At 66.1% G+C, this 21176-nt stretch carries 24 protein-coding genes and 2 tRNA genes; 20 read left to right on the top strand and 6 right to left on the bottom strand.

All coding sequences use genetic code 11. The features are described 5' to 3' along the window. Nucleotides 1-51 precede the first annotated feature (51 nt). From lpdA to JYP50_RS19875, 9 genes are all read left to right on the top strand, one after another. A complete protein-coding gene (gene lpdA, locus JYP50_RS19915) occupies nt 52-1491 on the top strand; it encodes a dihydrolipoyl dehydrogenase (RefSeq protein ID WP_206562319.1) in 1440 nt (479 codons plus the stop codon). A 174-nt stretch (nt 1492-1665) separates the two neighbouring features. Further along, complete coding sequence (sucC, locus tag JYP50_RS19910; protein ID WP_206562318.1) at nt 1666-2835, top strand: ADP-forming succinate--CoA ligase subunit beta; 1170 nt, start codon at nt 1666-1668, stop codon at nt 2833-2835. Then, the gene (gene sucD / locus JYP50_RS19905; RefSeq protein ID WP_206562317.1) at nt 2835-3707 is read left to right on the top strand and encodes a succinate--CoA ligase subunit alpha; all 873 of its coding nucleotides are present in this window, start codon (nt 2835-2837) and stop codon (nt 3705-3707) included. The genes sucC and sucD overlap by 1 nt, the downstream gene beginning before the upstream one ends. A 174-nt stretch (nt 3708-3881) precedes the next feature. After that, the gene (locus JYP50_RS19900) at nt 3882-4931 is read left to right on the top strand and encodes a choice-of-anchor D domain-containing protein (RefSeq protein ID WP_206562316.1); all 1050 of its coding nucleotides are present in this window, start codon (nt 3882-3884) and stop codon (nt 4929-4931) included. A 542-nt stretch (nt 4932-5473) separates the two neighbouring features. Continuing rightward, nucleotides 5474-7390 carry a molecular chaperone HtpG gene (gene htpG / locus JYP50_RS19895; protein WP_206562315.1) on the top strand — a complete coding sequence of 639 codons (1917 nt, stop codon included), beginning with the start codon at nt 5474-5476 and terminating at the stop codon, nt 7388-7390. A gap of 125 nt (nt 7391-7515) precedes the next feature. Further along, nucleotides 7516-8532, top strand: a complete 1017-nt coding sequence (locus JYP50_RS19890) for an NAD(P)H-dependent glycerol-3-phosphate dehydrogenase (protein ID WP_206562314.1) — start codon at nt 7516-7518, stop codon at nt 8530-8532. A gap of 6 nt (nt 8533-8538) precedes the next feature. Continuing rightward, on the top strand, nt 8539-9042 hold the full coding sequence (locus JYP50_RS19885; RefSeq protein WP_206562313.1) for a SixA phosphatase family protein: 504 nt from the start codon (nt 8539-8541) through the stop codon (nt 9040-9042). Continuing rightward, complete coding sequence (locus tag JYP50_RS19880) at nt 9039-9899, top strand: alpha/beta fold hydrolase (RefSeq protein ID WP_206562312.1); 861 nt, start codon at nt 9039-9041, stop codon at nt 9897-9899. The genes JYP50_RS19885 and JYP50_RS19880 overlap by 4 nt, the downstream gene beginning before the upstream one ends. A 36-nt stretch (nt 9900-9935) precedes the next feature. Continuing rightward, on the top strand, nt 9936-10478 hold the full coding sequence (locus JYP50_RS19875) for a DUF4892 domain-containing protein (protein ID WP_241263363.1): 543 nt from the start codon (nt 9936-9938) through the stop codon (nt 10476-10478). On the opposite strand, the gene folE is transcribed toward JYP50_RS19875, so the two are convergent. Then, complete coding sequence (folE, locus tag JYP50_RS19870; RefSeq protein WP_206562310.1) at nt 10468-11016, bottom strand: GTP cyclohydrolase I FolE; 549 nt, start codon at nt 11014-11016, stop codon at nt 10468-10470. The two genes, JYP50_RS19875 and folE, sit on opposite strands and share 11 nt — an antisense overlap. A 122-nt stretch (nt 11017-11138) precedes the next feature. Between folE and prmB the strand changes: the two genes are divergently transcribed. The 3 genes from prmB to JYP50_RS19855 are packed head-to-tail and all read left to right on the top strand — an operon-like array spanning nt 11139 to nt 13424. After that, nucleotides 11139-12026: a 50S ribosomal protein L3 N(5)-glutamine methyltransferase gene (prmB, locus tag JYP50_RS19865; protein WP_347136868.1), complete on the top strand. Its 888-nt coding sequence runs from the start codon at nt 11139-11141 to the stop codon at nt 12024-12026. 43 nt (nt 12027-12069) lie between these two features. Continuing rightward, complete coding sequence (gene aroC / locus JYP50_RS19860; RefSeq protein ID WP_206562308.1) at nt 12070-13179, top strand: chorismate synthase; 1110 nt, start codon at nt 12070-12072, stop codon at nt 13177-13179. A 2-nt stretch (nt 13180-13181) separates the two neighbouring features. Next, a complete protein-coding gene (locus JYP50_RS19855; protein WP_206562307.1) occupies nt 13182-13424 on the top strand; it encodes a hypothetical protein in 243 nt (80 codons plus the stop codon). Here JYP50_RS19855 and JYP50_RS19850 read toward each other — a convergent pair. Continuing rightward, nucleotides 13421-13963: a glycine cleavage system protein R gene (locus tag JYP50_RS19850; protein ID WP_206562306.1), complete on the bottom strand. Its 543-nt coding sequence runs from the start codon at nt 13961-13963 to the stop codon at nt 13421-13423. The two genes, JYP50_RS19855 and JYP50_RS19850, sit on opposite strands and share 4 nt — an antisense overlap. A gap of 73 nt (nt 13964-14036) precedes the next feature. Between JYP50_RS19850 and JYP50_RS19845 the strand changes: the two genes are divergently transcribed. Genes JYP50_RS19845 through JYP50_RS19815 form a run of 7 tightly spaced genes read left to right on the top strand, consistent with a single transcriptional unit; the run spans nt 14037 to nt 19168 of the window. After that, nucleotides 14037-14864: a class I SAM-dependent methyltransferase gene (locus tag JYP50_RS19845; RefSeq protein ID WP_206562305.1), complete on the top strand. Its 828-nt coding sequence runs from the start codon at nt 14037-14039 to the stop codon at nt 14862-14864. Then, nucleotides 14864-15115: a YheU family protein gene (locus JYP50_RS19840; RefSeq protein WP_241263352.1), complete on the top strand. Its 252-nt coding sequence runs from the start codon at nt 14864-14866 to the stop codon at nt 15113-15115. The genes JYP50_RS19845 and JYP50_RS19840 overlap by 1 nt, the downstream gene beginning before the upstream one ends. Then, on the top strand, nt 15112-15366 hold the full coding sequence (gene tusA, locus JYP50_RS19835) for a sulfurtransferase TusA (protein ID WP_347136865.1): 255 nt from the start codon (nt 15112-15114) through the stop codon (nt 15364-15366). Before JYP50_RS19840 ends, tusA begins: the two co-directional genes overlap by 4 nt. Continuing rightward, nucleotides 15363-15956, top strand: a complete 594-nt coding sequence (locus JYP50_RS19830; protein WP_206562304.1) for an elongation factor P hydroxylase — start codon at nt 15363-15365, stop codon at nt 15954-15956. Before tusA ends, JYP50_RS19830 begins: the two co-directional genes overlap by 4 nt. Before the next feature lies 1 nt (nt 15957). Beyond that, complete coding sequence (locus JYP50_RS19825; RefSeq protein ID WP_206562303.1) at nt 15958-16857, top strand: 5'-3' exonuclease; 900 nt, start codon at nt 15958-15960, stop codon at nt 16855-16857. Beyond that, nucleotides 16854-18014, top strand: a complete 1161-nt coding sequence (locus JYP50_RS19820; RefSeq protein ID WP_206562302.1) for a 4-phosphoerythronate dehydrogenase — start codon at nt 16854-16856, stop codon at nt 18012-18014. Before JYP50_RS19825 ends, JYP50_RS19820 begins: the two co-directional genes overlap by 4 nt. After that, the gene (locus JYP50_RS19815) at nt 18011-19168 is read left to right on the top strand and encodes an ATP-NAD kinase family protein (protein ID WP_206562301.1); all 1158 of its coding nucleotides are present in this window, start codon (nt 18011-18013) and stop codon (nt 19166-19168) included. The genes JYP50_RS19820 and JYP50_RS19815 overlap by 4 nt, the downstream gene beginning before the upstream one ends. Before the next feature lie 8 nt (nt 19169-19176). On the opposite strand, the gene JYP50_RS19810 is transcribed toward JYP50_RS19815, so the two are convergent. Beyond that, the gene (locus tag JYP50_RS19810; RefSeq protein WP_206562300.1) at nt 19177-19629 is read right to left on the bottom strand and encodes a hypothetical protein; all 453 of its coding nucleotides are present in this window, start codon (nt 19627-19629) and stop codon (nt 19177-19179) included. 82 nt (nt 19630-19711) lie between these two features. Here JYP50_RS19810 and msrB point away from each other — a divergent pair, with 82 nt between their 5' ends. Continuing rightward, the gene (gene msrB, locus JYP50_RS19805; protein ID WP_206562299.1) at nt 19712-20122 is read left to right on the top strand and encodes a peptide-methionine (R)-S-oxide reductase MsrB; all 411 of its coding nucleotides are present in this window, start codon (nt 19712-19714) and stop codon (nt 20120-20122) included. 175 nt (nt 20123-20297) lie between these two features. Here msrB and JYP50_RS19800 read toward each other — a convergent pair. From JYP50_RS19800 to JYP50_RS19790, 3 genes are all read right to left on the bottom strand, one after another. Then, nucleotides 20298-20373: transfer RNA gene (locus tag JYP50_RS19800), tRNA-Gly, on the bottom strand. A gap of 174 nt (nt 20374-20547) precedes the next feature. Then, nucleotides 20548-20623 (bottom strand) — tRNA-Glu (locus JYP50_RS19795). 107 nt (nt 20624-20730) lie between these two features. After that, nucleotides 20731-21114, bottom strand: a complete 384-nt coding sequence (locus tag JYP50_RS19790) for a PA2817 family protein (protein WP_206562298.1) — start codon at nt 21112-21114, stop codon at nt 20731-20733. Nucleotides 21115-21176: the final 62 nt, after the last annotated feature.

Below are 21176 nucleotides of genomic sequence, written 5' to 3'. Positions count from 1 at the left end.
AACGCGCGCGGCTCGTTCCGCGACAACACGAACTCACAATTGGAAAGCACGATGTCTGACAAGTTTGATGTGGTAGTAATTGGTTCCGGCCCGGCGGGCTATGTGGCCGCCATCAAGGCCGCGCAGCTGGGTCTGAACACCGCCTGCGTGGAGCAGTGGCTCGACGACAAGGGCGCGGTGAAACTGGGCGGCACCTGCCTGAACGTGGGCTGCATCCCCTCCAAGGCGCTGCTCGATACCAGCCACAAGTATGTGGAAGCGCGGGACCACTTCGCCGAGCACGGCATCAAGGTCAAGGCCCCGGCGATCGACGTGGGCGCGATGCTCAAGCGCAAGGACAAGATCGTCGGCCAGCTCACCGGCGGTATCGCCGGGCTGTTCAAGCACAACGGCGTCACCCCCATCGAGGGCCGCGGCAAGGTGCTGTCCGGTCCCCGGGTCGAGGTCACCAACAGCAAGGGTGAAACCTCGGTGCTGGAGGCGTCCAATGTCATCATCGCCGCCGGCTCGGTGCCGGTGGAAATCCCCCCGGCGCCGATCGACAACGAGTACATCGTCGACTCCACCGGCGCGCTGGAATTCTCCGAGGTGCCCGGGCGCCTGGGCGTGATTGGCGCCGGCGTGATCGGCCTGGAGCTGGGCAGTGTCTGGGGCCGGCTCGGTTCCGAGGTGGTGGTGCTGGAAGCCCTCGATGAATTTCTGCCGATGATGGACGTGCAGATCGCCAAGGAAGCCGGCAAGATCTTCAAGAAGCAGGGCCTGGACATCCGCCTGGGCACCCGCGTCACCGGCGCCGAGGTCAAGGACGGCAAGGTCACCGTGACCTATGCCACCAGCGATGGCGACCACCAGGAGGTGTTCGACAAGCTGATCGTGGCCGTGGGCCGCCGGCCGCGCTCCGAGGAGCTGCTGGCCTCCGACAGCGGTGTGTCCCTGGACGAGCGCGGCTTCATCTACGTCGACGATTACTGCGCCACCGAGGCACCCCATGTCTACGCCGTGGGTGACGTGGTGCGCGGCCCGATGCTGGCCCACAAGGGCTCGGAGGAGGGCGTGATGGTCGCCGAGCGTATCGCCGGCAAGCCCGCGCAGATGAACTACGATGTGATCCCCTCGGTGATCTACACCCACCCGGAGGTGGCCGCGGTCGGCAAGACCGAGCAGCAGCTGAAGTCCGAGGGCGTCGAATACAAATCCGGGGTGTTTCCCTTCGTCGCCAGCGGCCGCGCCCTGGCGTCCGGCGACTCCGACGGCATGGTCAAGATGCTGGCGGACACGGAAACCGATCGCATCCTCGGCTGCCACATCGTCGGCCCCTCGGCGGCGGACCTGGTGCAACAGGTGGTGATCGCGATGGAATTCGGCTCCTCGGCGGAGGATCTGGCGCTGACCGTGTTCGGCCACCCGACCCTGTCGGAGGCGGTACACGAAGCTGCACTGGCGGTGGACGGCCACGCCATTCATATCGCCAATCGGAAGAAGCGTAAGTAGTATTCAGGCTTCGGTTAGGGCCTGAATACAAGCGCAACACAGGGACTAGTGTTGCCGCTCCGGCGCGCAGAGATAACAGCCTAACACAGGTGCTGGAGGCAACGAGCAGGTGACGGGAACGCCATGGCACCCGCGCCGGGATAACGTGAACGCAAGACGAGAACGGGATAGAGCATGAACCTTCATGAGTATCAGGGCAAACAGCTGTTTGCCGAATACGGTCTGCCGGTGTCCAAGGGACACGCGGTGGATACCCCAGAGGCCGCCGTCAAGGCCGCCGAGGAAATCGGCGGCGATATGTGGGTGGTCAAGGCCCAGGTGCATGCCGGTGGCCGAGGCAAGGCCGGTGGCGTGAAACTGGTCAAGACCACCGACGAGGTCCGTGAGTTCGCGGCCAACTGGCTGGGCAAGAACCTGGTGACCTACCAGACCGACGAAAACGGCCAGCCGGTCAGCAAGATCCTGGTGGAGTCCTGCACCGATATCGCCGAGGAGCTCTACCTGGGCGCCGTGGTGGATCGCTCGACCCGTCGCATCGTGTTCATGGCCTCCACCGAGGGCGGCGTGGAGATCGAGAAGGTCGCCGAGGAGACCCCCGAGAAAATCCTGCGCGCCACCATCGACCCGCTGGTGGGCGCACAGCCCTACCAGGGCCGCGAGCTGGCCTTCAAGCTGGGCCTGAAGGGCGACCAGATCAAGCAGTTCGTGAAGATCTTCCTGGGCCTGGCCAAGCTGTTCGAGGACAAGGACCTGGCGCTGATCGAGATCAACCCGCTGGTGATCACCGAGGAAGGCAACCTGCACTGCCTGGACGCCAAGCTCGGTGTCGACGGCAACGCCATCTACCGCCAGCCGCAGCTGGCCGAGATGCACGATCCCTCCCAGGAAGACGAGCGCGAGGCGCACGCCGCCGCTTGGGAACTCAACTACGTGGCGCTGGACGGCAACATCGGCTGCATGGTCAACGGCGCGGGCCTGGCCATGGGCACCATGGATATCGTCAAGCTGCACGGCGGCGCCCCGGCGAACTTCCTGGACGTGGGTGGCGGCGCCACCAAGGAGCGTGTCTCCGAGGCCTTCAAGATCATCCTCTCCGACGACAACGTGAAAGCCGTACTGATCAACATCTTCGGCGGCATCGTGCGCTGTGACCTGATCGCGGAAGGCGTGATCGGCGCGGTGGAAGAGATCGGCGTGAAAGTGCCCGTGGTGGTACGCCTCGAGGGCAACAACGCGGAACTGGGCCAGAAAGTGCTGGCCGACAGTGGACTGAACATCATTGCTGCCACCAGCCTTACAGACGCTGCTCAGCAGGCAGTAAAAGCAGCGGGAGGCGCGGCATAATGAGCATTCTGATCGACAAGAACACCAAGGTAATCTGCCAGGGCTTCACCGGCTCACAGGGCACCTTCCACTCCGAGCAGGCCATCGAGTACGGCACTAAGATGGTCGGCGGCGTGACCCCGGGCAAGGGCGGCCAGGAACACCTGGGCCTGCCGGTCTTCAACACCGTGGCGGAAGCCGTTGAAGCCACCGGTGCGGAAGCCTCCGTGATCTACGTACCGGCGCCGTTCTGCAAGGACTCCATCCTGGAAGCGGCCAACGGCGGCATCAAGCTGATCGTGTGCATCACCGAGGGCATTCCCACCCTGGACATGCTCGACGCCAAGGTGAAGTGCGACGAACTGGGCGTGCGCCTGATCGGCCCCAACTGCCCCGGTGTGATCACTCCCGGCGAGTGCAAGATCGGCATCATGCCCGGTCATATCCACCTGCCCGGCAAGGTGGGCATTGTGTCCCGCTCTGGCACCCTGACCTACGAGGCGGTCAAGCAGACCACTGACGCCGGCTTCGGCCAGTCCACCTGCGTGGGCATCGGCGGCGACCCGATCCCGGGCTCCAACTTCATCGACATCCTGGAGATGTTCGAGAAGGACCCGGCGACCGAGGCCATCGTGATGATTGGCGAAATCGGCGGCACCGCCGAGGAAGAGGCCGCGGCCTACATCAAGGCCAATGTGACCAAGCCCGTGGTGTCCTACATCGCCGGTGTCACCGCGCCGAAGGGTAAGCGCATGGGCCACGCCGGCGCCATCATCTCCGGCGGCAAGGGTACCGCGGACGAGAAGTTCGCCGCCCTCGAGGACGCCGGTGTGAAAACCGTGCGCAGCCTGGCCGAGATCGGCAAGGGCCTGGCGGAAGTCACCGGCTGGTAAGCGCGGCCGGGGGCGGGTGGCCACACCCGCCCCCGACAGACAAAGCCAAGGCAATTGAAAAGGCCCGTCCGGTTAACCCGGGCGGGCCTTTTTGCTGTACTGGAAACGTGTATTCACAACGTTTCTTGGATAGCATGACAGTGCGTTTGGCATAAAAAAACATAGGGAGATGTAATGCGTTTGGCCAGGTTCTTGGCGTTTGTTGGTTTTCTTCTTTTCAGCCAATTGTCGTCCGCTCTCGACGCGCCGCCCGGCCTGATACCGCCGGGCCTCAATCCGGGCGACGAGTTTTATATTATTTTTGCCGGTAGCGATACCCTGGATGGCGCCCAATCGGCGGCCACCTACGCCGCCTACGCCGCCACGGTCAAGGCTAATGACCCGGATACCAACGCCATCAGTGGCTGGATTTCGCTGTTCGGTCACGACGACACTACCCTGGTGACCACCTCGGCATTTGGCGGCAATACCTCGCAACCCATCTACAACACCAATGGGGACAAGGTGGCCGATAACCGCGCGGAGTTGTTTAGCGACGCCCTGGACAGTGCCATTGGGTATGACGAATCCGGTGCGGCAAACGCTAACAATATTTGGACGGGTTTTCTCGAAACTGGCGCTGCTGTGGGGATCGGTGACGATTCCCTGGGCGGTCATGACTTTGTTCTCGACGGCTGCCTGGTTGGCAACGCCGGCCAGGCCGACGAGCGTTGGGCTGCCAGTATTGCGACAGGTGGCGCGGGTTGTACGGGCGCAAATTTCGGGCTTTATGTGCTGTCGCCGCTATTGAGTGTTACCGCGCCATTGATTTCCATTGCGCCCGGCTCACCCAATTTCGGTAGTCATGTTATAGGCAGCACCAGCAACGAGTACACGGTTACCTTGTCCAACTCCAGTACCGGTACCGCCGACTGGGAGATCAGCAGCATCGATGCGGCCGTCGCCCCGTTCGCGGCCACCGGAGGTACCTGTGGCGCCACGCCCATCACCATTGCGATCGGTGACAGCTGCACGCTGACCTACACGTTTAATCCCGGCGCCGCTGGCCCGGCCAGCCAAAACCTGGTGATTGCCAGCAATGCGCTCTCCAGCCCGGATTCACTAGCCCTTCAGGGAGTCGGGCTCTTCCCCGAGCCCGTCCCAACGCTGAATCAGTATGCGCAGCTGTTCCTGGCCCTTGTGATCATCGCCGTTGCCAGCGTCACCGTGCGCCGGCTGGTATGAGCTAACGGCCCTTTCCCCGGGCTCGACGAGCCCGAGGGCCGTGCCCGGGACGAATGACAGTGCGGTGTTTCTGGCTGACAGCTTCATGACACATTCCCCGTGTTGTTGGGGCTGGATCGGTTCGCGGCGCCTGCTATGGCAGGTTCCGCGCACCGTGCCAGCGGGTAAGTCACTGCGCGGGAAAAGTTGCCGGATGAAAGTCCTATGCTTGAGTGATTGCTTTATGAGGCCGTTACTATTATCTTTAAAAACAATAAGTTACTATATATTTTTAAAGTAAAGTGCAGATCTTTGGAGGTCTTCATCGCTGGCGGGAAAGACAATTCCGCCCCCGGTGACGACAGATCAAGCCGTCGGGCGGAGGAGGGCGACCACCGACATGGCTGCTCGGTGGGAGATTCCCGGCGGCAGGTTCCGCGAGGGCGCCGGGTGACTTCAGGTCTCGGGGGCGAGCTTTACTGAGGGCTTGAAAACCGGCGCCGCGCCCCCATCTAGGTTTGCCAGTATTTTTCCATCCCACAGACCCAAAACAAGAGGCGACCATGACCGCTGACGTGAAGAAAGAGACCCTGGGCTTTCAGACCGAGGCCAAGCAGCTGCTCCACCTGATGATTCACTCCCTGTACAGCAACCGGGAAATCTTCCTGCGCGAACTGATCTCCAACGCATCCGACGCCATCGACAAGTTGCGCTTTGCCGCCCTGTCGGATGACAGCCTGCTGGAAGGGCAGGGGGACTACCGCATTCGCGTGGACGTGGACCAAGAGGCCGGCACCCTCACCATCAGCGACAACGGCGTCGGCATGAGCCGCGAGGAAGCGGTGGAGCACCTGGGCACCATCGCCAAATCCGGCACCGCCGCCTTCCTCGAGAACCTGACCGGCGACCAGCAGAAGGACTCCCAGCTGATCGGCCAGTTCGGGGTGGGTTTCTACTCCGCCTTTATCGTCGCCGATCGGGTGGAAGTGCACACCCGCCGGGCCGGCGAGCCGGCCGATGCCGGTGTATTGTGGGAGTCCCACGGCGAGTCGGAGTTCTCGGTCGAGCCCCGGGCGCGGGCCGAGCGCGGCACCAGCATCACGCTCTACCTGAAGCCGGATTGCACGGAATATGCCGACGACTTTCGCGTGCGCAGCGTGATCAAGAAGTACTCCGATCACATCTCGGTGCCGGTGGAAATGCTCAAGCCCGCGACGCCCGCCGCCGAGGGCGAGGAAGAGGAGCAGCCCGCGGCGCCGGAATACGAGGCGGTCAACGAGGCCACCGCCCTGTGGACCCGCCCGCGCAACGAGGTCAGCGACGACGAGTACAAGGCGTTCTATAGCCACGTTTCCCACGACTTCGACGAGCCCCTGACCTGGAGTCACAACAAGGTGGAGGGCAAGCTGGAGTACACCAGCCTGCTGTACCTGCCCAAGCGCGCGCCCTTCGATATGTGGAACCGGGACATGGCTCGCGGCCTCAAGTTGTACGTGCAGCGCACCTTCATCATGGACGAGGCCGAACAGTTCCTGCCGTTGTACCTGCGCTTCGTCAAGGGTGTGGTCGACTCCAACGACCTGCCGTTGAACGTGTCCCGCGAGATCCTGCAGCAGGAAGGCAGCGTCGAGTCGATGCGCGGTGCCCTGACCAAACGGGTACTGGACATGCTGGCCAAGCTGGCCAAGAAGGGCGGCGAGGACTATGCGGCCTTCTGGAAGGAATTCGGCCAGGTGCTCAAGGAGGGGCCGGCGGAGGACTTCGCCAACAAGGAGAAGATTGCCAAGCTGTTGCGCTTCGCCAGCACCCACACCGACAAGCCCGAGCAGGACCAGTCCCTGGAGGACTACGTGTCGCGCATGGCCGAGGGCCAGGAAAAGATTTACTACGTGGTGGCCGAGAACTTCAACACCGCGAAGAACAGCCCCCACCTCGAGGTGTTTCGCAAAAAGGGTATTGAAGTCCTGTTGCTGTCCGACCGGGTGGACGATTGGCTGATGAACCACCTCGGCGAATTCGACGGCAAGCCCCTGCAGGACGTGGCCCGCGGCGCGCTGGACCTAGCCTCCGAGTCGGAGGAGGAGAAGGCCGCGCAGGAACAGCTGCAAAAGGACAGCGAGGGCCTGGTGGAACGCCTGGCCAAGGTGCTGGAAGCGCAGGTGTCCGAAGTGCGCGCCACCGCGCGGCTCACCGATTCCGCCGCCTGCCTGGTGGTGGGTGACCACGACATGGGCGCGCAGATGCGCCGCATCCTCGAGGCCGCCGGCCAGCCGGTGCCCGACAGCAAGCCGATTCTGGAGGTCAACCCCCGGCACCCGCTGCTGCAGATGCTCGACGCCGAGTCCGACGAGGACCGCTTTGCCGATTTGACCCATATCGTGTTCGACCAGGCCTGCCTGGCCGAGGGCGGGCAGCTGGAAGATCCCGCCAGCTATGTGTCGCGTCTGAACAAGCTGTTGCTGGCGATGAGCAAGTCCTGAGGACGTCGCGCACACTGTGGGCGGCGGGCTTGCGGCCCGCCGTCTGACCGAGCGCCGTTGCCGGCCGCTCCGCCGTGCGGGGCGGCCGGCAACGGCGGCACGATAATAACGACCGGGAGTCGTCAATGCCCACCACACACCGCGTCGCCGTGCTTGGCGGCGGCAGTTTCGGTACCGTCATCGCCAACCTCATCGCACTCAACGGGCATCGCGTCTGCCTGTGGCTGCGCAACGCGGCGCGTGTCGAGGCCATCGAGCGCGATCGCGAGAACAGCGAGTACCTGCCGGGCTATCGGCTCGACCACAAGCTGCGAGCCACCACCTCACTCGACGACGCCATCAGCGATATCGATATCCTGTTGCTGGCGGTGCCCAGCGCGTCCTTTCGCGAGGTGGCGCGGAGCCTGACCGGTAGCCTGTCGCCTGAGACCCTGCTGGTCAGCCTGACCAAGGGCATCGAGGCGCCGGGTTTTCACCTGATGAGCGAGATTCTCGCCCAGGAGCTGCCCGACAACCCGCGGGCGGTGTTGAGCGGGCCCAACCTGGCGGGGGAGATCGCCGCCGGGCATATCACCGGATCGGTGGTGGCCTCGCCCTCCGAGGCGATCAACCGGACCCTGCACGACCTGATGCACGGCGAGCGCTTCCTGGTCTACAGTTCCCTGGACATGTACGGGGTGGAGCTGGGCGGCGCGTTGAAAAACGTCTATGCCATTCTCGCCGGCCTGGGATCGGCGCTGGAGTTCGGCGAGAACACCATCGGCATGTTGCTCACCCGCTCGCTGACCGAGATGTCGCGCTTCGCCGTGGAGCGGGGCGCCAACCCCATGACCTTCCTCGGCCTGGCGGGAGTGGGGGACCTGTTTGTGACCTGCTCGTCGCCGTTGTCGCGCAACTACCGGATCGGCCAGGCGATCGGGCGCGGGCAGCCGCTGGCGGAGATACTCGCCGGGATGGACCAGGTGGCCGAGGGCATCAATACCCTGGAGCTGCTCAAGACCGAGGCGGACCGGCGCGGGGTTCACATGCCCCTGGTCAACGGCCTTTACGGCATCCTGCACCACAGCCGTCCGGTTTCGGATGTGTTCAATGATATGATGACGCGCGAACAGGCACAGGATGTGGAGTTTGTTGCGGGGTAGTCGATTATGATCGTTACGGTATGGCGCCACGGGGAAGCCGGCCAGGCGGCCGAGGACCGGTTGCGGGAATTGACCCCGGCCGGGGAGCGGGACGTCGCCCTCGGCGCCCGGCGGTTGCGGGAAATCTGCCGGAAACGGGAACAGCCGCTGCCCGACGCGCTGCTTTACAGTCGCTGGCAGCGCACCACCCGCACCGCGCGGCTGATTGCCGCCGAGTTCGCGTCGCTGTCTCCGGTCGCCGAGGACAGCCTGATCCCGGGTTGTTCCCCGGCCCATGTGGAGAGCACGCTTGACCGCCTGTGGTGCGAGCAGCGGCCGCCGGAGCACCTGGTGCTGGTATCACACCAGCCCCTGGTAACGCGCCTGGTGGACCATCTCACCGGGCAGCGCGGCGCCGTTCCCCCCCATCCACCGGGTGGCCTGGTGACCCTGTCGGTGGAAGTGCCGGCGGCGGTCGGTGCCGGCTTGCTGTGGTGGGCTTTTCCGCCGAACTACGAGGCCTGTGTGTGAGGTCGCGCGAGCCCAGGGAGTGCAGCTGGAACATCGACGGCCTCACGCTGCGCGGTCTGGAGTGGGGCAGCCCGGGGGAGCGCCCGGTCCTGGCCCTGCACGGCTGGCAGGACAACGCCGCCAGTTTTCTGCGCCTGGCCCCGCAACTGAGTGGCCACCATGTGGTGGCCCCGGACCTCAGCGGCCAGGGGCGCAGTGATTTCCGCTCGCTGGACGCCACCTACCAGATCTGGGATGACCTGCCGCAGCTGGCCGGCCTGCGCGATGCGCTGGGCTGGGACCGCTGCGCGTTGCTGGGGCATTCCCGCGGCGCGATCATGTCCACACTGATGTCCGCGGCGCAGCCGGAGCGCGTGGACAGCGTGGTATTGCTTGATGCGATAGTGCCCCCGGCCGTTGCCGACAGCGCATTCCCGGTACAGTTGGGCGCCTTTCTCAGGGATCGCAATACCGCTGGCGCCGCGAGTCCGCGACGTTATGCCAGCCGGGCCGAGGCCGTGGCTGCCCGGGCCCGGCGCGGGCTCCCCGAGGCGGCGGCGAAGGCGCTCGCCGGCCGCGGATTGGCCGGTGACGACGAGCGGGGCTGGGAGTGGCGGATCGACCCCCGGCTGCGCGGCGCCTCCGCAGTGAAAATGAGCGATGGCCAGATACGCGCGCTGCTGGGCGCGATCAGCGCGCCGGTGTTGCTGTTGCAGGCGGTGCGGGGAATGATGCAAAGTCATCCCCTTGATGACATGGTTCGCAGCCATGTGCGCGATTTACGGGTTGAGGCCGTGCCGGGCGACCACCACTTCCACATGGAAGCGGTTATCGATGAGTGGGTGCCGACCATCCTGTCCTTTATGGAGCAGTCTTGAGTGGAGTTGGATTTGCGGAGGATAAACTTGCAGTGCATGCGTCTCATCCTGCTGTGGCCGCTGTTGGCGATTGCCGGAGTGGTGGCGGAAACACCGCCCGCGCCCGAGCGGCTGTTGTTGGAGCTGGATGCTTTTCCCCATGCCCGCCGGGTGGATATGTCCCGGGAGTCGGTGGTCGATTACGAAGTGGGGCTGGGCGCCATGCAAAAGCACTTGGGCGACTGGCAGTTCAAGAACAGCCGGCGGCTGGATGGCGAGCGCCTGCGTTACAGCTGGCAGATTGTCGACGGTTTCAGCTCGCGGGAAATCTTTGAAGGGCTGGTTGGCGAGGTGGGGCAATTGCCCGGCAGCGAGTTGCTGTTTGCCTGCGAGGGCCGCGCCTGTGGCAACGGCGCCCAGTGGGCGAATCGCGTGTTCGGCCAGCGCGTGCTCTACGGCCGCGCCGACGAGCAGCGCTACCGGATTTACCGGGTGGGCGGCGAGCATTACCTGCTCGCCTACGCGTCGGCCCGAACCTCGGACCGACAATACCTGCACGCGGAGCTGGTGACCCTGGCGGAGGGCGCGGCTAGCGACTGAGCTGCAACAGCTGCAGGAACTCCTCGCGGGTCTTCTGCGAGCTGCGGAAAGTGCCGAGCATCGCCGATGTTTTCATCACCGAGTTTTGCTTTTCCACGCCGCGCATCATCATGCACATGTGCTGCGCCTCGATGATGACGCCCACGCCCTCGGCGCCGGTGACATCCATGATGGTCTCGGCGATCTGGGTGGTGAGGGATTCCTGGATCTGCAGTCGACGGGCAAACACGTCCACGATGCGCGCCACCTTTGACAGGCCCAGCACCCGTCCGGTGGGAATGTAGGCCACGTGACACTTGCCGATGAAGGGCAGCAGGTGATGTTCGCAAAGGGAGTACAGTTCGACATCCTGTACCAGCACCATCTCGCTGGAGTCCGAGGGAAACAGCGCGTCGTTGACCACGTCCTCCACCGATTGCTGGTAGCCGCGGGTGAGGAACTCGAAGGCCTTGGCAGCCCGTTTCGGCGTGTCCGCCAGTCCCGGGCGTGACAGATCCTCGCCAATGGCTTCAATAATATGTGCCCAGTTTTGTTCCACTGACGGGACTCCTCGGTGCGGGGGATATCGGGGGAGGGCGATAGTAGCAATCCGTCCGGGGCAAGGCAAACGGCCCAAATGGGCTAAACTGGAACGAAAATGGGAAGAGGTTGGAGAGGCAAGTGGAAACGGTAGGGGAGGCGCTGCAATATTGCGCGGACCAGCTCGAACAGTCGGGCGTGTTTTTCGGCCACGGTTGCGACAACGCCTGGGACGAGGCGGTGCAACTGGTGCTCACGGTGGTGGAGTTGCCGCTGGATGCCGATGAAGGGGTGCTGTCCCACCCGGTGAACCGGCAGCAGCAAATGCGCCTGGACGAGTTGTTGACCCGGCGCACCGAGGAGCGCGCGCCCTTGCCCTACCTGCTGGGTCGGGCTTTCTTCGCCGGGCTGGAATTTCACTGCGACGAGCGCGCCATCATCCCGCGCTCGCCGATCGGCGAGCTGGTGCGCAACGCCTTCCAGCCCTGGTATGCCGGCCCCGGGCCGACGCGGGTACTGGACTTGTGCTGCGGTGGCGGCGCCATCGGCCTGGCCACCGCCCACTATTTTCCCGCTTGCCACGTGGACCTGGCCGACCTCGATGGCACCGCGCTGGAGCTGGCGGTGGAAAACGGCGAATTGCTGGAGGTCTGCGAGCGGGTGGAATTCTTCCAGTCCGACCTGTACCGCGCGCTCGGGCGCCGGCGCTACGACCTGATCCTGAGCAATCCGCCCTATGTGGACGCGCGGGATTTGTCGACCATGCCCCGCGAGTATCACCACGAACCGGAGCTCGCCCTCGGTTCGGGCGCGGACGGGCTCGATGTCACCCGCCGCATCCTGGCCGGCGCGGCGGAACACCTCGAGCCGCACGGCTTGCTGGTGGTGGAGGTGGGCAACAGCTGGGAGGCGCTGGAAGCCGCCTACCCGGACGTGCCCTTCACCTGGTTGGAGTTCGAGCACGGTGGCCACGGCGTTTTTGCCCTGACCGCGCGGGAATTGCGCGAGTACAGCGCAAGTCTCGCCTAATCCGCTTATAATAGTTTGTTTTGAGCGCGAGACAGTCTGCATCATGGCCGGCAACACTTTTGGCAAACTCTTTACCGTCACCAGTTTTGGCGAGAGCCACGGCCCCGCGCTGGGTTGCATCGTCGACGGTTGTCCGCCGGGCATGGCCCTGGCCCCGGAGGATCTGCAGCGGGACCTGGACCGGCGCAAGCCCGGCACCTCCCGTTTCACCACACAGCGTCGCGAGGCCGACGAAGTCAGGATTCTCTCGGGTGTGTTCGAGGGGCGGACCACCGGCACCTCCATCGGCCTGCTGATTGAGAACACCGACCAGCGCTCCAAGGATTACTCCAATATCCAGCACACTTTCCGTCCCGCCCACGCCGACTACACCTATAACCAGAAGTACGGTTTTCGCGACTATCGCGGCGGCGGCCGGTCCTCGGCCCGGGAGACCGCCATGCGGGTGGCGGCGGGCGCCATTGCCAAGAAGTACCTGCGCGAGCGCTACGGCATCCAGGTGCGGGGCTACCTCAGCCAGCTCGGGCCCGTTCGCGCCGAGGCGCTGGATTGGGACTGCGTTGAGACCAACCCCTTCTTCTGTCCGGACCCGGCCAAGGTGGCGGAAATGGAACAGTTCATGGCGGCGCTGAGCAAGCGTGGCGACTCCATTGGGGCGCGCATCAATGTGGTGGCCAGCGGCGTCATGCCGGGCCTGGGCGAGCCGGTGTTCGATCGCCTCGACGCCGATATCGCCGCCGCGATGATGGGCATCAACGCGGTGAAGGGCGTGGAGATCGGCGCCGGTTTCGCCAGTGTCGAGCAGCACGGCAGCGAACACCGCGACCTGCTCACCCCGGAAGGCTTCGTGGGCAACAACGCGGGCGGGGTGCTGGGGGGGATATCCAGCGGCCAGGACATCACCGTCAGCATCGCCCTCAAGCCGACCTCCAGTATCCGCCAGCCCGGGGCGACTATCGACACCGCCGGCGCCGCCACGGAGATGGCCACCCACGGCCGTCACGACCCCTGCGTCGGCATTCGCGCCACACCCATCGCCGAGGCCATGCTGGCCCTGGTGCTGATGGACCACGCCCTGCGGCACCGGGCCCAGAACATGGATGTGCAGTGCGATACGCCGGTACTGCCGGCGCGGGCCCCGGAGGGGCGCTAGCGATGGCCGCGAGCCGCGCCACCCGCCGTTTCCGGCGCAGCATGGTGCTGGGCATTGCCTGCCTGGCGGTGCTGTTGTGGGCCGCGGTGGACCAGTTCGGCGTTGCCCCGGAGACCGTCGCCGAGCTGGCCCTGGGCAGTGCGGTGGGGGCGCTGGTGGTGATCGCCGCGGCGGCCCTGGCTGTCGCCCTCTGGGTGGGGCTGAGGCGCCTGGCCAGGCGCCTGTGGGGAGGGGGCGGGCGCTAGCCCGGTTTGGCCTGGCCCTGGATCTCCTCCAGGTCGATATCCAGGGCCATTTCGCCGCCGATCTCGTCGAGGCTCTCGGACAGCTCCTCGAGTTTCGCCTCCGGGGCGATGTCCGCCTCGATCAGGGCGCGGAACAGCGGCTCGGCGCTCATCGGCGCGCTGATCACCTCGCTGTCCATCTCCACTACGTTGAAGCGGCGGGAGGCCAGCGCGCGGGAGATTTCCAGCACGATACCCGGGCGGTCGGGACCGACCACGCTGAGCTTGATGCGGCGGGCCGCTTCCAGGGCCACGGTGGCCTCGGTGGGTGTCACCCTGACGCTGAGGCCGCTGGCGGACAGGGCCTTCAGGTCCGCTTCCAGCGCGTCGTCGCGCCCCGCGGGCAGGGTCACCAGGACCAGGCCGGCGAACTTGCCGCCCAGTTGCGAGAGCCGGCTTTCCTGCCAGTTGCCGCCGGCCGCCTCGATAACCGCAGAGAGTTCTTCCACCAGGCCGGGGCGGTCGTCACCGATGAAGGTCACGATATAGGACGTTTGCATTGAACAGGCTCCACATTCCATCTTCGAGCCCGTATATTAACGCGCAAATCCCCCCGGTTATATGGAGCTCGCTATGAAATCCGCTTTTGACCGCACCGCGGTTGCCAAATACGCCCTCGTCCTGGTTGCGGCGCTGGCGGCGTGCGGCGCCCGCGCCGGACTGGACTGGACCGGCGCCCTGGATGGCGCCCAGCGCAGCGAGGCCAACCGCGCCCGCGACACCTTTCGCCACCCGCGCCAGACACTGGAATTTTTCGGCCTTGAACCGGGCATGACGGTGGTGGAAATTGCCCCCGGCGGCGGTTGGTACACCGAGGTGCTGGCGCCGCTGTTGCGCGGCAACGGCACGCTCTACGCGGCGCACTACAGTCTCAATCCGCCGAACGCCTACTACCGCAACTCGCTGGGCAGGTTCCTGCAGAAACTGGCCGCCGACAGCGAACTCTACGACGGTGTCGTCGTGACCCAGCTGCAACCGCCGGCACAGGCCCTGGCGGCGCCCGCGGGCTCCGCCGACCTGGCGCTGGCCTTTCGCAGCGTGCACAGCTGGATGCGCGCGGACACCCTCGCGCCGACCCTGGGGGCGATATACGCCGCGCTGAAGCCGGGCGGTCGCTTTGGCCTGGTACAGCACCGGGCGCAACCGGGGACGTCGGTGGCGGACATGAAGCGAACCGGCTATGTCACCGAGGCCTATGTTATCGCCGCGGCTGAAAAGGCCGGCTTCGAGCTGGTCGAGCGCGCGGATATCAACGCCAACCCCAAGGACAGCGCGGACCATCCCAAGGGCGTGTGGAACCTGCCGCCGGCGCTGCGCGACGGCGGTAAACGTCGCGATCACTACCTGGCCATCGGCGAGAGCGATCGCATGACCCTGCTGTTCGCCAAGCCGGCGCCCTGATGGCGCGCTTCATCGACATTCCGCCGCAGCGGGTGCCCGCGGATACCCTGTGCGCCCTGCTGGAGGAGTTTGCCTCCCGTGACGGCACCGACTACGGCAGCCGCGAATTGAGCCTGGAGGAGAAGGTCGCGCAGTTGCGCGGCGGGCTCGATAGCGGTGCGATGAAATTGCTGTACGACAGCGACAGTGAACACTGGGACCTGGTCGACCGTGATCGCGCCGCGGCGCTGTTTGCAGAGGACGGAGCGTGACTTCGGCGGATATCGAACCCGATCACCAGCTCGACGTGAGGGGCCTGTACTGCCCGGAGCCGGTGATGCTGTTGCACAACCGGATTCGCGATATTGCCGTGGGCGAAGTACTGGAAGTGGTCGCCACCGACCCGGCCACCCAGCGCGACATCCCCAAGTTCTGCACCTTTCTTGGCCACGAGCTGCTGCGCCAGAGCGAAACCGGCGGTGAATACCGTTACTGGCTGCGCAAGGCGGAGGTGGCAACATGACCGCCGCGGCGCAGGTTCCGCGCTCCGCGGTGTTTTGCAGCGCGCGCCTGGAAGCGGTATTCGACGGCTGCTTCGTCGGGCCTGAAAACACCCGCCTGCTCGGCGGCGCGCTCGAGCCCCTCTATGTACCGGCGGGCGAGCCGGAGGGCGGCGTGGTCGCGCGGCACCACCGCCTGTTCTACCGCGAGGACTTCTTCGCCAGCGCCCTGCACGAGGCCGCCCACTGGTGTATCGCGGGGCCCGAGCGGCGCCTGTTGCGCGACTTCGGCTACTGGTACGCCCCGGACGGCCGCAGTCCCGGGCAGCAGGCCGCCTTCCAGGCCGTGGAAGTGGCGCCGCAGGCACTGGAATGGTGGTTCGCCCGGGCCTGCGGCTACCCTTTCCGGGTCAGCCTCGACAATCTGGAGGCCGGCGAGGCCGCCCGCCGCAGCGAGGCGGCCTTCAAGGACGCGGTGACCGCGCGCGCCAATACCCTGCGCGAGCGCGGCCTGGCGCCGCGCGCCCGGCGCTTTTTCACCGCCCTGGCGGGGGCGTTCGCCACCGGCGCCCGTGCCGCTGACCAGTATTTTTACCGCGACGAGCTGGCTTGAGATGCCCCGGCAAGCCTGGCTGGTCGACGCCTCGATCTATATTTTTCGCGCCTGGTTTTCCCTGCCCGATCGCTGGACCTCGCCGGAGGGCCTGCCGCTGAACGCGGTGGTGGGTTACAGCGGTTTTTTGCTCGACCTGATGGCGCGGCGCGGGGAAGGGGGGCCGCTGGCGGCGGCCTTCGACGAGAGCCTGGGTAGTTGTTTTCGCAACCGCATCTATCCCGACTACAAATGCAGCCGGGCGCTGCCCGACGAGGCCCTGGCCTTCCAGCTCGCCACCTGCCGCGAGTTGACCGCCACGCTGGGCATCCCCTGTTTCGGCGGCCCCGAGTACGAGGCCGACGACTACCTGGCCAGCCTGGCCCGGGTCTGCCGCGAGGCGGGTTTGGCGGTGACGCTGATCAGCCGCGACAAGGACCTGGGGCAGCTGCTGGAGAAGGGTGACGCACTGTGGGACTTCGCCGCCGATACGCGGCTGGACGTCGAGTCCTTCCGCGATCGCTTCGGCGTGGCGCCGTCGCAGTTCGCGGACTATCAGGGGCTGGTGGGGGATCGCATCGACGACATTCCCGGTGTGCCCGGGGTCGGCCCGCGCACGGCGGCGCAACTGTTGGCCCGCTACCCGGATCTCGACGCGCTGGGGGCCGATCTCGCGTCCGTATCGGAGCTGCCCTTGCGCGGCGCGCCGGCCTTGCGGCAGCGCCTGCAGTCGCACTGGCCGCAGGCGCTGCTGTCGCGCCAGCTGGCGCGCCTGGATAATGCTGTCCCGGAAGTAAACGGTGCGCCGAGTTGGGCGGCCGGCGCGGACGGTCTGGAGCGGTTTGCGGCGCGCCTGGCGGAGCTGGGCATCGGCGGGCGCCTGTTACAGCGCTGTCGGCAACTGAGGGAGGAAATGGCATGAGTGGACTCAGGATCGTGGCGGACGCCAATATGCGCGGGGTGGAGGAAGTCTTCGCCCGCTACGGCGATATCGACTTCGTCGAGGGGCGCGCGTTGCGGCCCTCGCAGCTGGCGGACACCGACGTGCTGCTGGTGCGCTCGGTGACGGTCGTGGACAGCGCACTGCTGGGGGACAGCGGGGTGCGCTTTGTCGGTACCGCGACCAGCGGCCTGGAGCACATCGATCGCGCTTATCTCGATGAACACGGCATTCGCTTCGCCCACGCCCGCGGCGCCAATGCCAATTCGGTGGTGGAATACGCGCTGGCGGCCATCGCGGCCTCCGGCGACTACCTGGAGCGCCTGCTTGCCGGCGCGCCGTTGGGTATTGTCGGCCACGGTCATGTGGGCGCCGGCCTGGCCCGCTGCGCGCGGGCGCTGGGGATTGTCACCCGGGTCTGCGACCCCTGGCAGGAGGCGGTGCCCGATGCGGCTAGCCTCGAGCAGGTACTGGGTTGCGAGGTCATTTGCCTGCACCCGGAGCTGACCCGGCGCGCGCCCTGGCCGAGCTATCATTTGCTGGGCGCGGAGCGCTTGGCGCTAGTGCCCGACGGCGCGTTGTTGATCAACGCCAGCCGCGGCGCGGTGGTCGATAACGCCGCGCTACTGGCGCGCCTGGCGCGATCGCCGCGGCCGCGCTGCGTGCTGGACGTGTGGGAGCACGAGCCGTGGATCAGCCGCGAGTTGTTGGGCGAGGTCCAGCTGGGCAGCGCCCATATCGCGGGCTACAGCCTGGACGCCAAGCTCGCCGCCACCCGCCTGCTGGGTGTGGCGCTCGCCGAGGCCTTCGACCTGGAAGCCCCTCCGGCGGACGCGGGCGTGCCCCCGGCCGCGGTATTGGCGCTGGAATCACCCGGGAGCGATACCGAGGCCCTGCGCCAGCTGCTCCTGGGGCGGTACGACATTGTCGCCGATGACCGGGCACTGCGCGGTGCCGTCCTGGGCGCCGCCCGGGACGACGTCGGCCCGGCCTTCGACGGCCTGCGGCGCCATTACCCCGAGCGGCGCGAGCTGCGCGGCAGTCCGGTGTACGCCCCCGGGCTGCCGGACCGGTTCCAGCGGGCGCTGGGTTACCGGCCGGTGGAGCGGGAATGGGCCCGGCCCGACGAGGCGTCATGAGCGAGCCACTACGTGACCCCCTGCATGATCCCTTGCATATTGGCCTGGTGGTGAATCCCCTGGCGGGGGTCGGCGGCAGCCGGGCCCTGAAGGGCAGCGACGGCGAACAGGTGCGCGAGCTGGTGCGCCGGGAAGGCGGCGTCGATCGCGCCGCCTCGCGGGCCGCCCGCGCCCTGGCGCTGCTGCGCGATAGCGACGAGCCCCTGCGGTTTTCCACCTGGGGCGGCGCCATGGGGGAGGACCTGCTGCGGTCGCTGGGCATCGGCGCCGAGGTGCTCGGGAGCCCGGGGCTGGGCCTGAGCGCCGCCGCCGACACGCGCGAGGCGGCGACGGCGCTGCGCGCGGCGGTCGATCTGCTGGTGTTTGTCGGCGGCGACGGCACCGCTCGCGATGTACTGGACGCGGTGGGTGACCACTATCCCGTACTGGGCATTCCCGCCGGCGTGAAAATGCATTCCGCGGTCTTCGCGGTGTCCCCCGAGGCCGCCGGCGAGCTGCTGATTCGGCTCGCCCGCGGCGGCCTGGTGGGCCTGCGGCGCCAGGAGGTGCGGGATATCGACGAAGAGGCCTTCCGCGCCGGCCGGGTGCGCACGCGCTTCTACGGCGAGATGCAAGTGCCGGGGGAGGCGCGCTTCCTGCAGCAAACCAAGGTCGGCGGCCGCGAGGACCAGGCCCTGGTGGCGGCTGAAATCGCCGCCTGGCTGGCGGAGTCCCTGGACCCGGACACCCTGTATCTGGTGGGTCCCGGCTCCACTACCGCGGTGCTACTGGAGGAGCTGGGGTTGCCCGCGACCCTGCTGGGGGTGGATGCCCTGCGCGACGGTGCGGTACTGGCCGCCGACGCCGACGAGCAAACCCTGCTCGAGCTGCTGGCGGCGCACAAGGGGCCGGCCCGCATCGTGGTGACCGCGATCGGCGGCCAGGGGCACATCCTCGGTCGCGGCAACCAGCAACTGTCGCCGCGCGTCGTCCGCGCGGTGGGTTGCGACAACATCCTGGTGGTGGCGGCCAAGTCGAAGATCGCGGCGCTGGAAGGGCGCCCGCTGCTGGTGGATAGCAACGATCCCGAGCTCGACCGGGCGCTGGCGGGTTACCGGCGGGTGATCACCGGCTACGACGACGAAATTCTCTATCGCGTGGAAGGGCCCGCTTGAGCGGCCGCCTACAGGCCGCCGATCGGCGGCCGTGACAGCAGGTCCGACACCGCCTGTTTGATGTCCAGGCTGGAGCCCTGGCGCAGGGCGTAGCGCAGCTGGGTGAGAGCGGTTTGCGACTCGGCGATCACGCTGGGCGCGCCGCTGTCCTCCACCGGCGGCGCCACCGGCTCGCGGGCGGGAGCCGACAGCAGCAGGAAGGCCCGCTGGCTGAGCACCACCTGGTCCACCGCCTCCTCGCGAATGGTGTCGTTGAAATAGAGGTAGCCGTGGTCCGCCAGCCACACGATGGCGCTGAACGCGGCCTGGAAGCGGGGGTTGTGCAGGCCGAATTCGTCGGGCTGGTCGGGGCCGCTGACGTCTTCCACGTAGAGAGTGGTCTTGCGCGGAAAGACCGCGTAAAGCCTCAGGAAAATGGTCGCGACGTCGCGATAGAAGTCCTCGATGTGCAGGTCGGCCATGGGTGGATAGTGCGCTGTCAATGCGGGGATTTGGCCCCAGTTTATGCTATGGTCGATGGGCACGCTACCGGAGTACCGGCTTATGGCGACCAGAGACGATGCCTATTGGCGCGACAGGCTGACACCCCAGCAGTTTCACGTCTGTCGCCAGAAAGGTACCGAAAGGGCTTTTACCGGCGAGTACTGGGATTGCGACGTGGTTGGCAGCTACCACTGCCGCTGCTGCGAGGCCCCGCTGTTTCACTCCTCCGACAAGTACGATGCCGGCTGCGGCTGGCCCAGTTTCTGCCGCAGTGTCAGCCGGGAGGCGATAAAGGAGCAGGCCGACGCCAGTCACGGCATGCACCGCACCGAGGTCCAGTGCCGCGCCTGCGGCTGTCACCTCGGCCACGTGTTCAACGACGGCCCGCCACCCACCGGCTTGCGTTACTGCATCAACAGCTCGTCCATCCTGCTGGTGCCCGAGACGGTAACTGAAAACGCAAACAAGTAGGGCGGAGTTCCCTGTAGGACCGAATTTATTCGGCCTCCGGCAGACCACCCAAGCCCCTGTAGGGCCGAATTTATTCGGCCAGCCGAACGTCGACAGTCAACAGCGGTCGAATAAATTCGACCCTACCGTGGGCATGGCGAAACGATCGGCACAACAAGAAGGGGTTTTGGGGGATTGGAGCGGGAAACCGGGTTCGAACCGGCGACCTCAACCTTGGCAAGGTTGCGCTCTACCAACTGAGCTATTCCCGCTTAACAAGCTGCGTGTTTATACCGCCGTCACGGTCGCCGGAACCGGCGAGACTGGGCGTCCCCCCTCAACCTTGGCAAGGTTGCGCTCTACCAACTGAGCTATTCCCGCTTAACAAGCTGCGTGTTTATACCGCCGCCGCGGTCGCCGGAACCGGCGAAACAGGCTTGATTGAGTGGCGTCCCCTAGGGGGTTCGAACCCCTGTTCCCGCCGTGAAAGGGCGGTGTCCTAGGCCACTAGACGAAGGGGACGCAGCTGGTCTCAATCAAGAGGCGCGCATTGTAGGTAGCCCCGGGGGCTTCGTCAAGCCCGGCGCGGTAAAAACTGCGCGACTTTTTACTGTGACTTCAGTGACTTGCTACTGCGACTTCAGCAACTTGGCGCGCGCCTCCTCGAAGTCGATGACCTCGCCCCGGTCCGCCGCCTCGCCCCGGGCCTCGTCCAGGCGCTGGTACAGGTCGAGTTCGTCGTCGCTCAGGTAGTGCAGGCATTCGCCGCCCAGAAACCAAAGAAGTTCCCGCGGCACCGTGGGCGCGAACTCGGGAAAGGTGGTGAACAGGCGGGAGAGTAGGGAGGGCCCCTCGGCGTACAGGCCTTCACTGTCGCGGCCGGCCTGCTGGCAGCCCAGCGCCAGCTCGCGCAGGGGATCGCTGTCGTCCAGGGCGGCGGTGCGCTGCACGAAGGTGTCGGCGAATTCACTCCACTTGTCGCGGCAATGTTGCAGGTACTGCTGGTCGTCCATGGGGGAATTGGCCTCGCTGTCGTTAACGGCCGGGATTGCGGGTACAATATCGCGCTTGTTTT

This window comes from Parahaliea mediterranea (assembly GCF_017255185.1).
In the GTDB taxonomy this organism is placed as follows: Bacteria; Pseudomonadota; Gammaproteobacteria; order Pseudomonadales; family Halieaceae; genus JAFKCZ01.
The sequence above is the reverse complement of the archived record's forward strand: the minus strand, read 5'-3'. Positions and strand labels throughout refer to the sequence as shown.

Coding starts and splice junctions, on each gene's coding strand:
- lpdA (WP_206562319.1), top strand. CDS start 52: ATGTCTGACAAGTTTGATGTGGTAGTAATTGGTTCCGGCCCGGCGGGC.
- sucC (WP_206562318.1), top strand. CDS start 1,666: ATGAACCTTCATGAGTATCAGGGCAAACAGCTGTTTGCCGAATACGGT.
- sucD (WP_206562317.1), top strand. CDS start 2,835: ATGAGCATTCTGATCGACAAGAACACCAAGGTAATCTGCCAGGGCTTC.
- JYP50_RS19900 (WP_206562316.1), top strand. CDS start 3,882: ATGCGTTTGGCCAGGTTCTTGGCGTTTGTTGGTTTTCTTCTTTTCAGC.
- htpG (WP_206562315.1), top strand. CDS start 5,474: ATGACCGCTGACGTGAAGAAAGAGACCCTGGGCTTTCAGACCGAGGCC.
- JYP50_RS19890 (WP_206562314.1), top strand. CDS start 7,516: ATGCCCACCACACACCGCGTCGCCGTGCTTGGCGGCGGCAGTTTCGGT.
- JYP50_RS19885 (WP_206562313.1), top strand. CDS start 8,539: ATGATCGTTACGGTATGGCGCCACGGGGAAGCCGGCCAGGCGGCCGAG.
- JYP50_RS19875 (WP_241263363.1), top strand. CDS start 9,936: ATGCGTCTCATCCTGCTGTGGCCGCTGTTGGCGATTGCCGGAGTGGTG.
- aroC (WP_206562308.1), top strand. CDS start 12,070: ATGGCCGGCAACACTTTTGGCAAACTCTTTACCGTCACCAGTTTTGGC.
- JYP50_RS19855 (WP_206562307.1), top strand. CDS start 13,182: ATGGCCGCGAGCCGCGCCACCCGCCGTTTCCGGCGCAGCATGGTGCTG.
- JYP50_RS19850 (WP_206562306.1), bottom strand. CDS start 13,963: ATGCAAACGTCCTATATCGTGACCTTCATCGGTGACGACCGCCCCGGC.
- JYP50_RS19845 (WP_206562305.1), top strand. CDS start 14,037: ATGAAATCCGCTTTTGACCGCACCGCGGTTGCCAAATACGCCCTCGTC.
- JYP50_RS19840 (WP_241263352.1), top strand. CDS start 14,864: ATGGCGCGCTTCATCGACATTCCGCCGCAGCGGGTGCCCGCGGATACC.
- JYP50_RS19830 (WP_206562304.1), top strand. CDS start 15,363: ATGACCGCCGCGGCGCAGGTTCCGCGCTCCGCGGTGTTTTGCAGCGCG.
- JYP50_RS19825 (WP_206562303.1), top strand. CDS start 15,958: ATGCCCCGGCAAGCCTGGCTGGTCGACGCCTCGATCTATATTTTTCGC.
- JYP50_RS19820 (WP_206562302.1), top strand. CDS start 16,854: ATGAGTGGACTCAGGATCGTGGCGGACGCCAATATGCGCGGGGTGGAG.
- JYP50_RS19815 (WP_206562301.1), top strand. CDS start 18,011: ATGAGCGAGCCACTACGTGACCCCCTGCATGATCCCTTGCATATTGGC.
- JYP50_RS19810 (WP_206562300.1), bottom strand. CDS start 19,629: ATGGCCGACCTGCACATCGAGGACTTCTATCGCGACGTCGCGACCATT.
- msrB (WP_206562299.1), top strand. CDS start 19,712: ATGGCGACCAGAGACGATGCCTATTGGCGCGACAGGCTGACACCCCAG.
- JYP50_RS19790 (WP_206562298.1), bottom strand. CDS start 21,114: ATGGACGACCAGCAGTACCTGCAACATTGCCGCGACAAGTGGAGTGAA.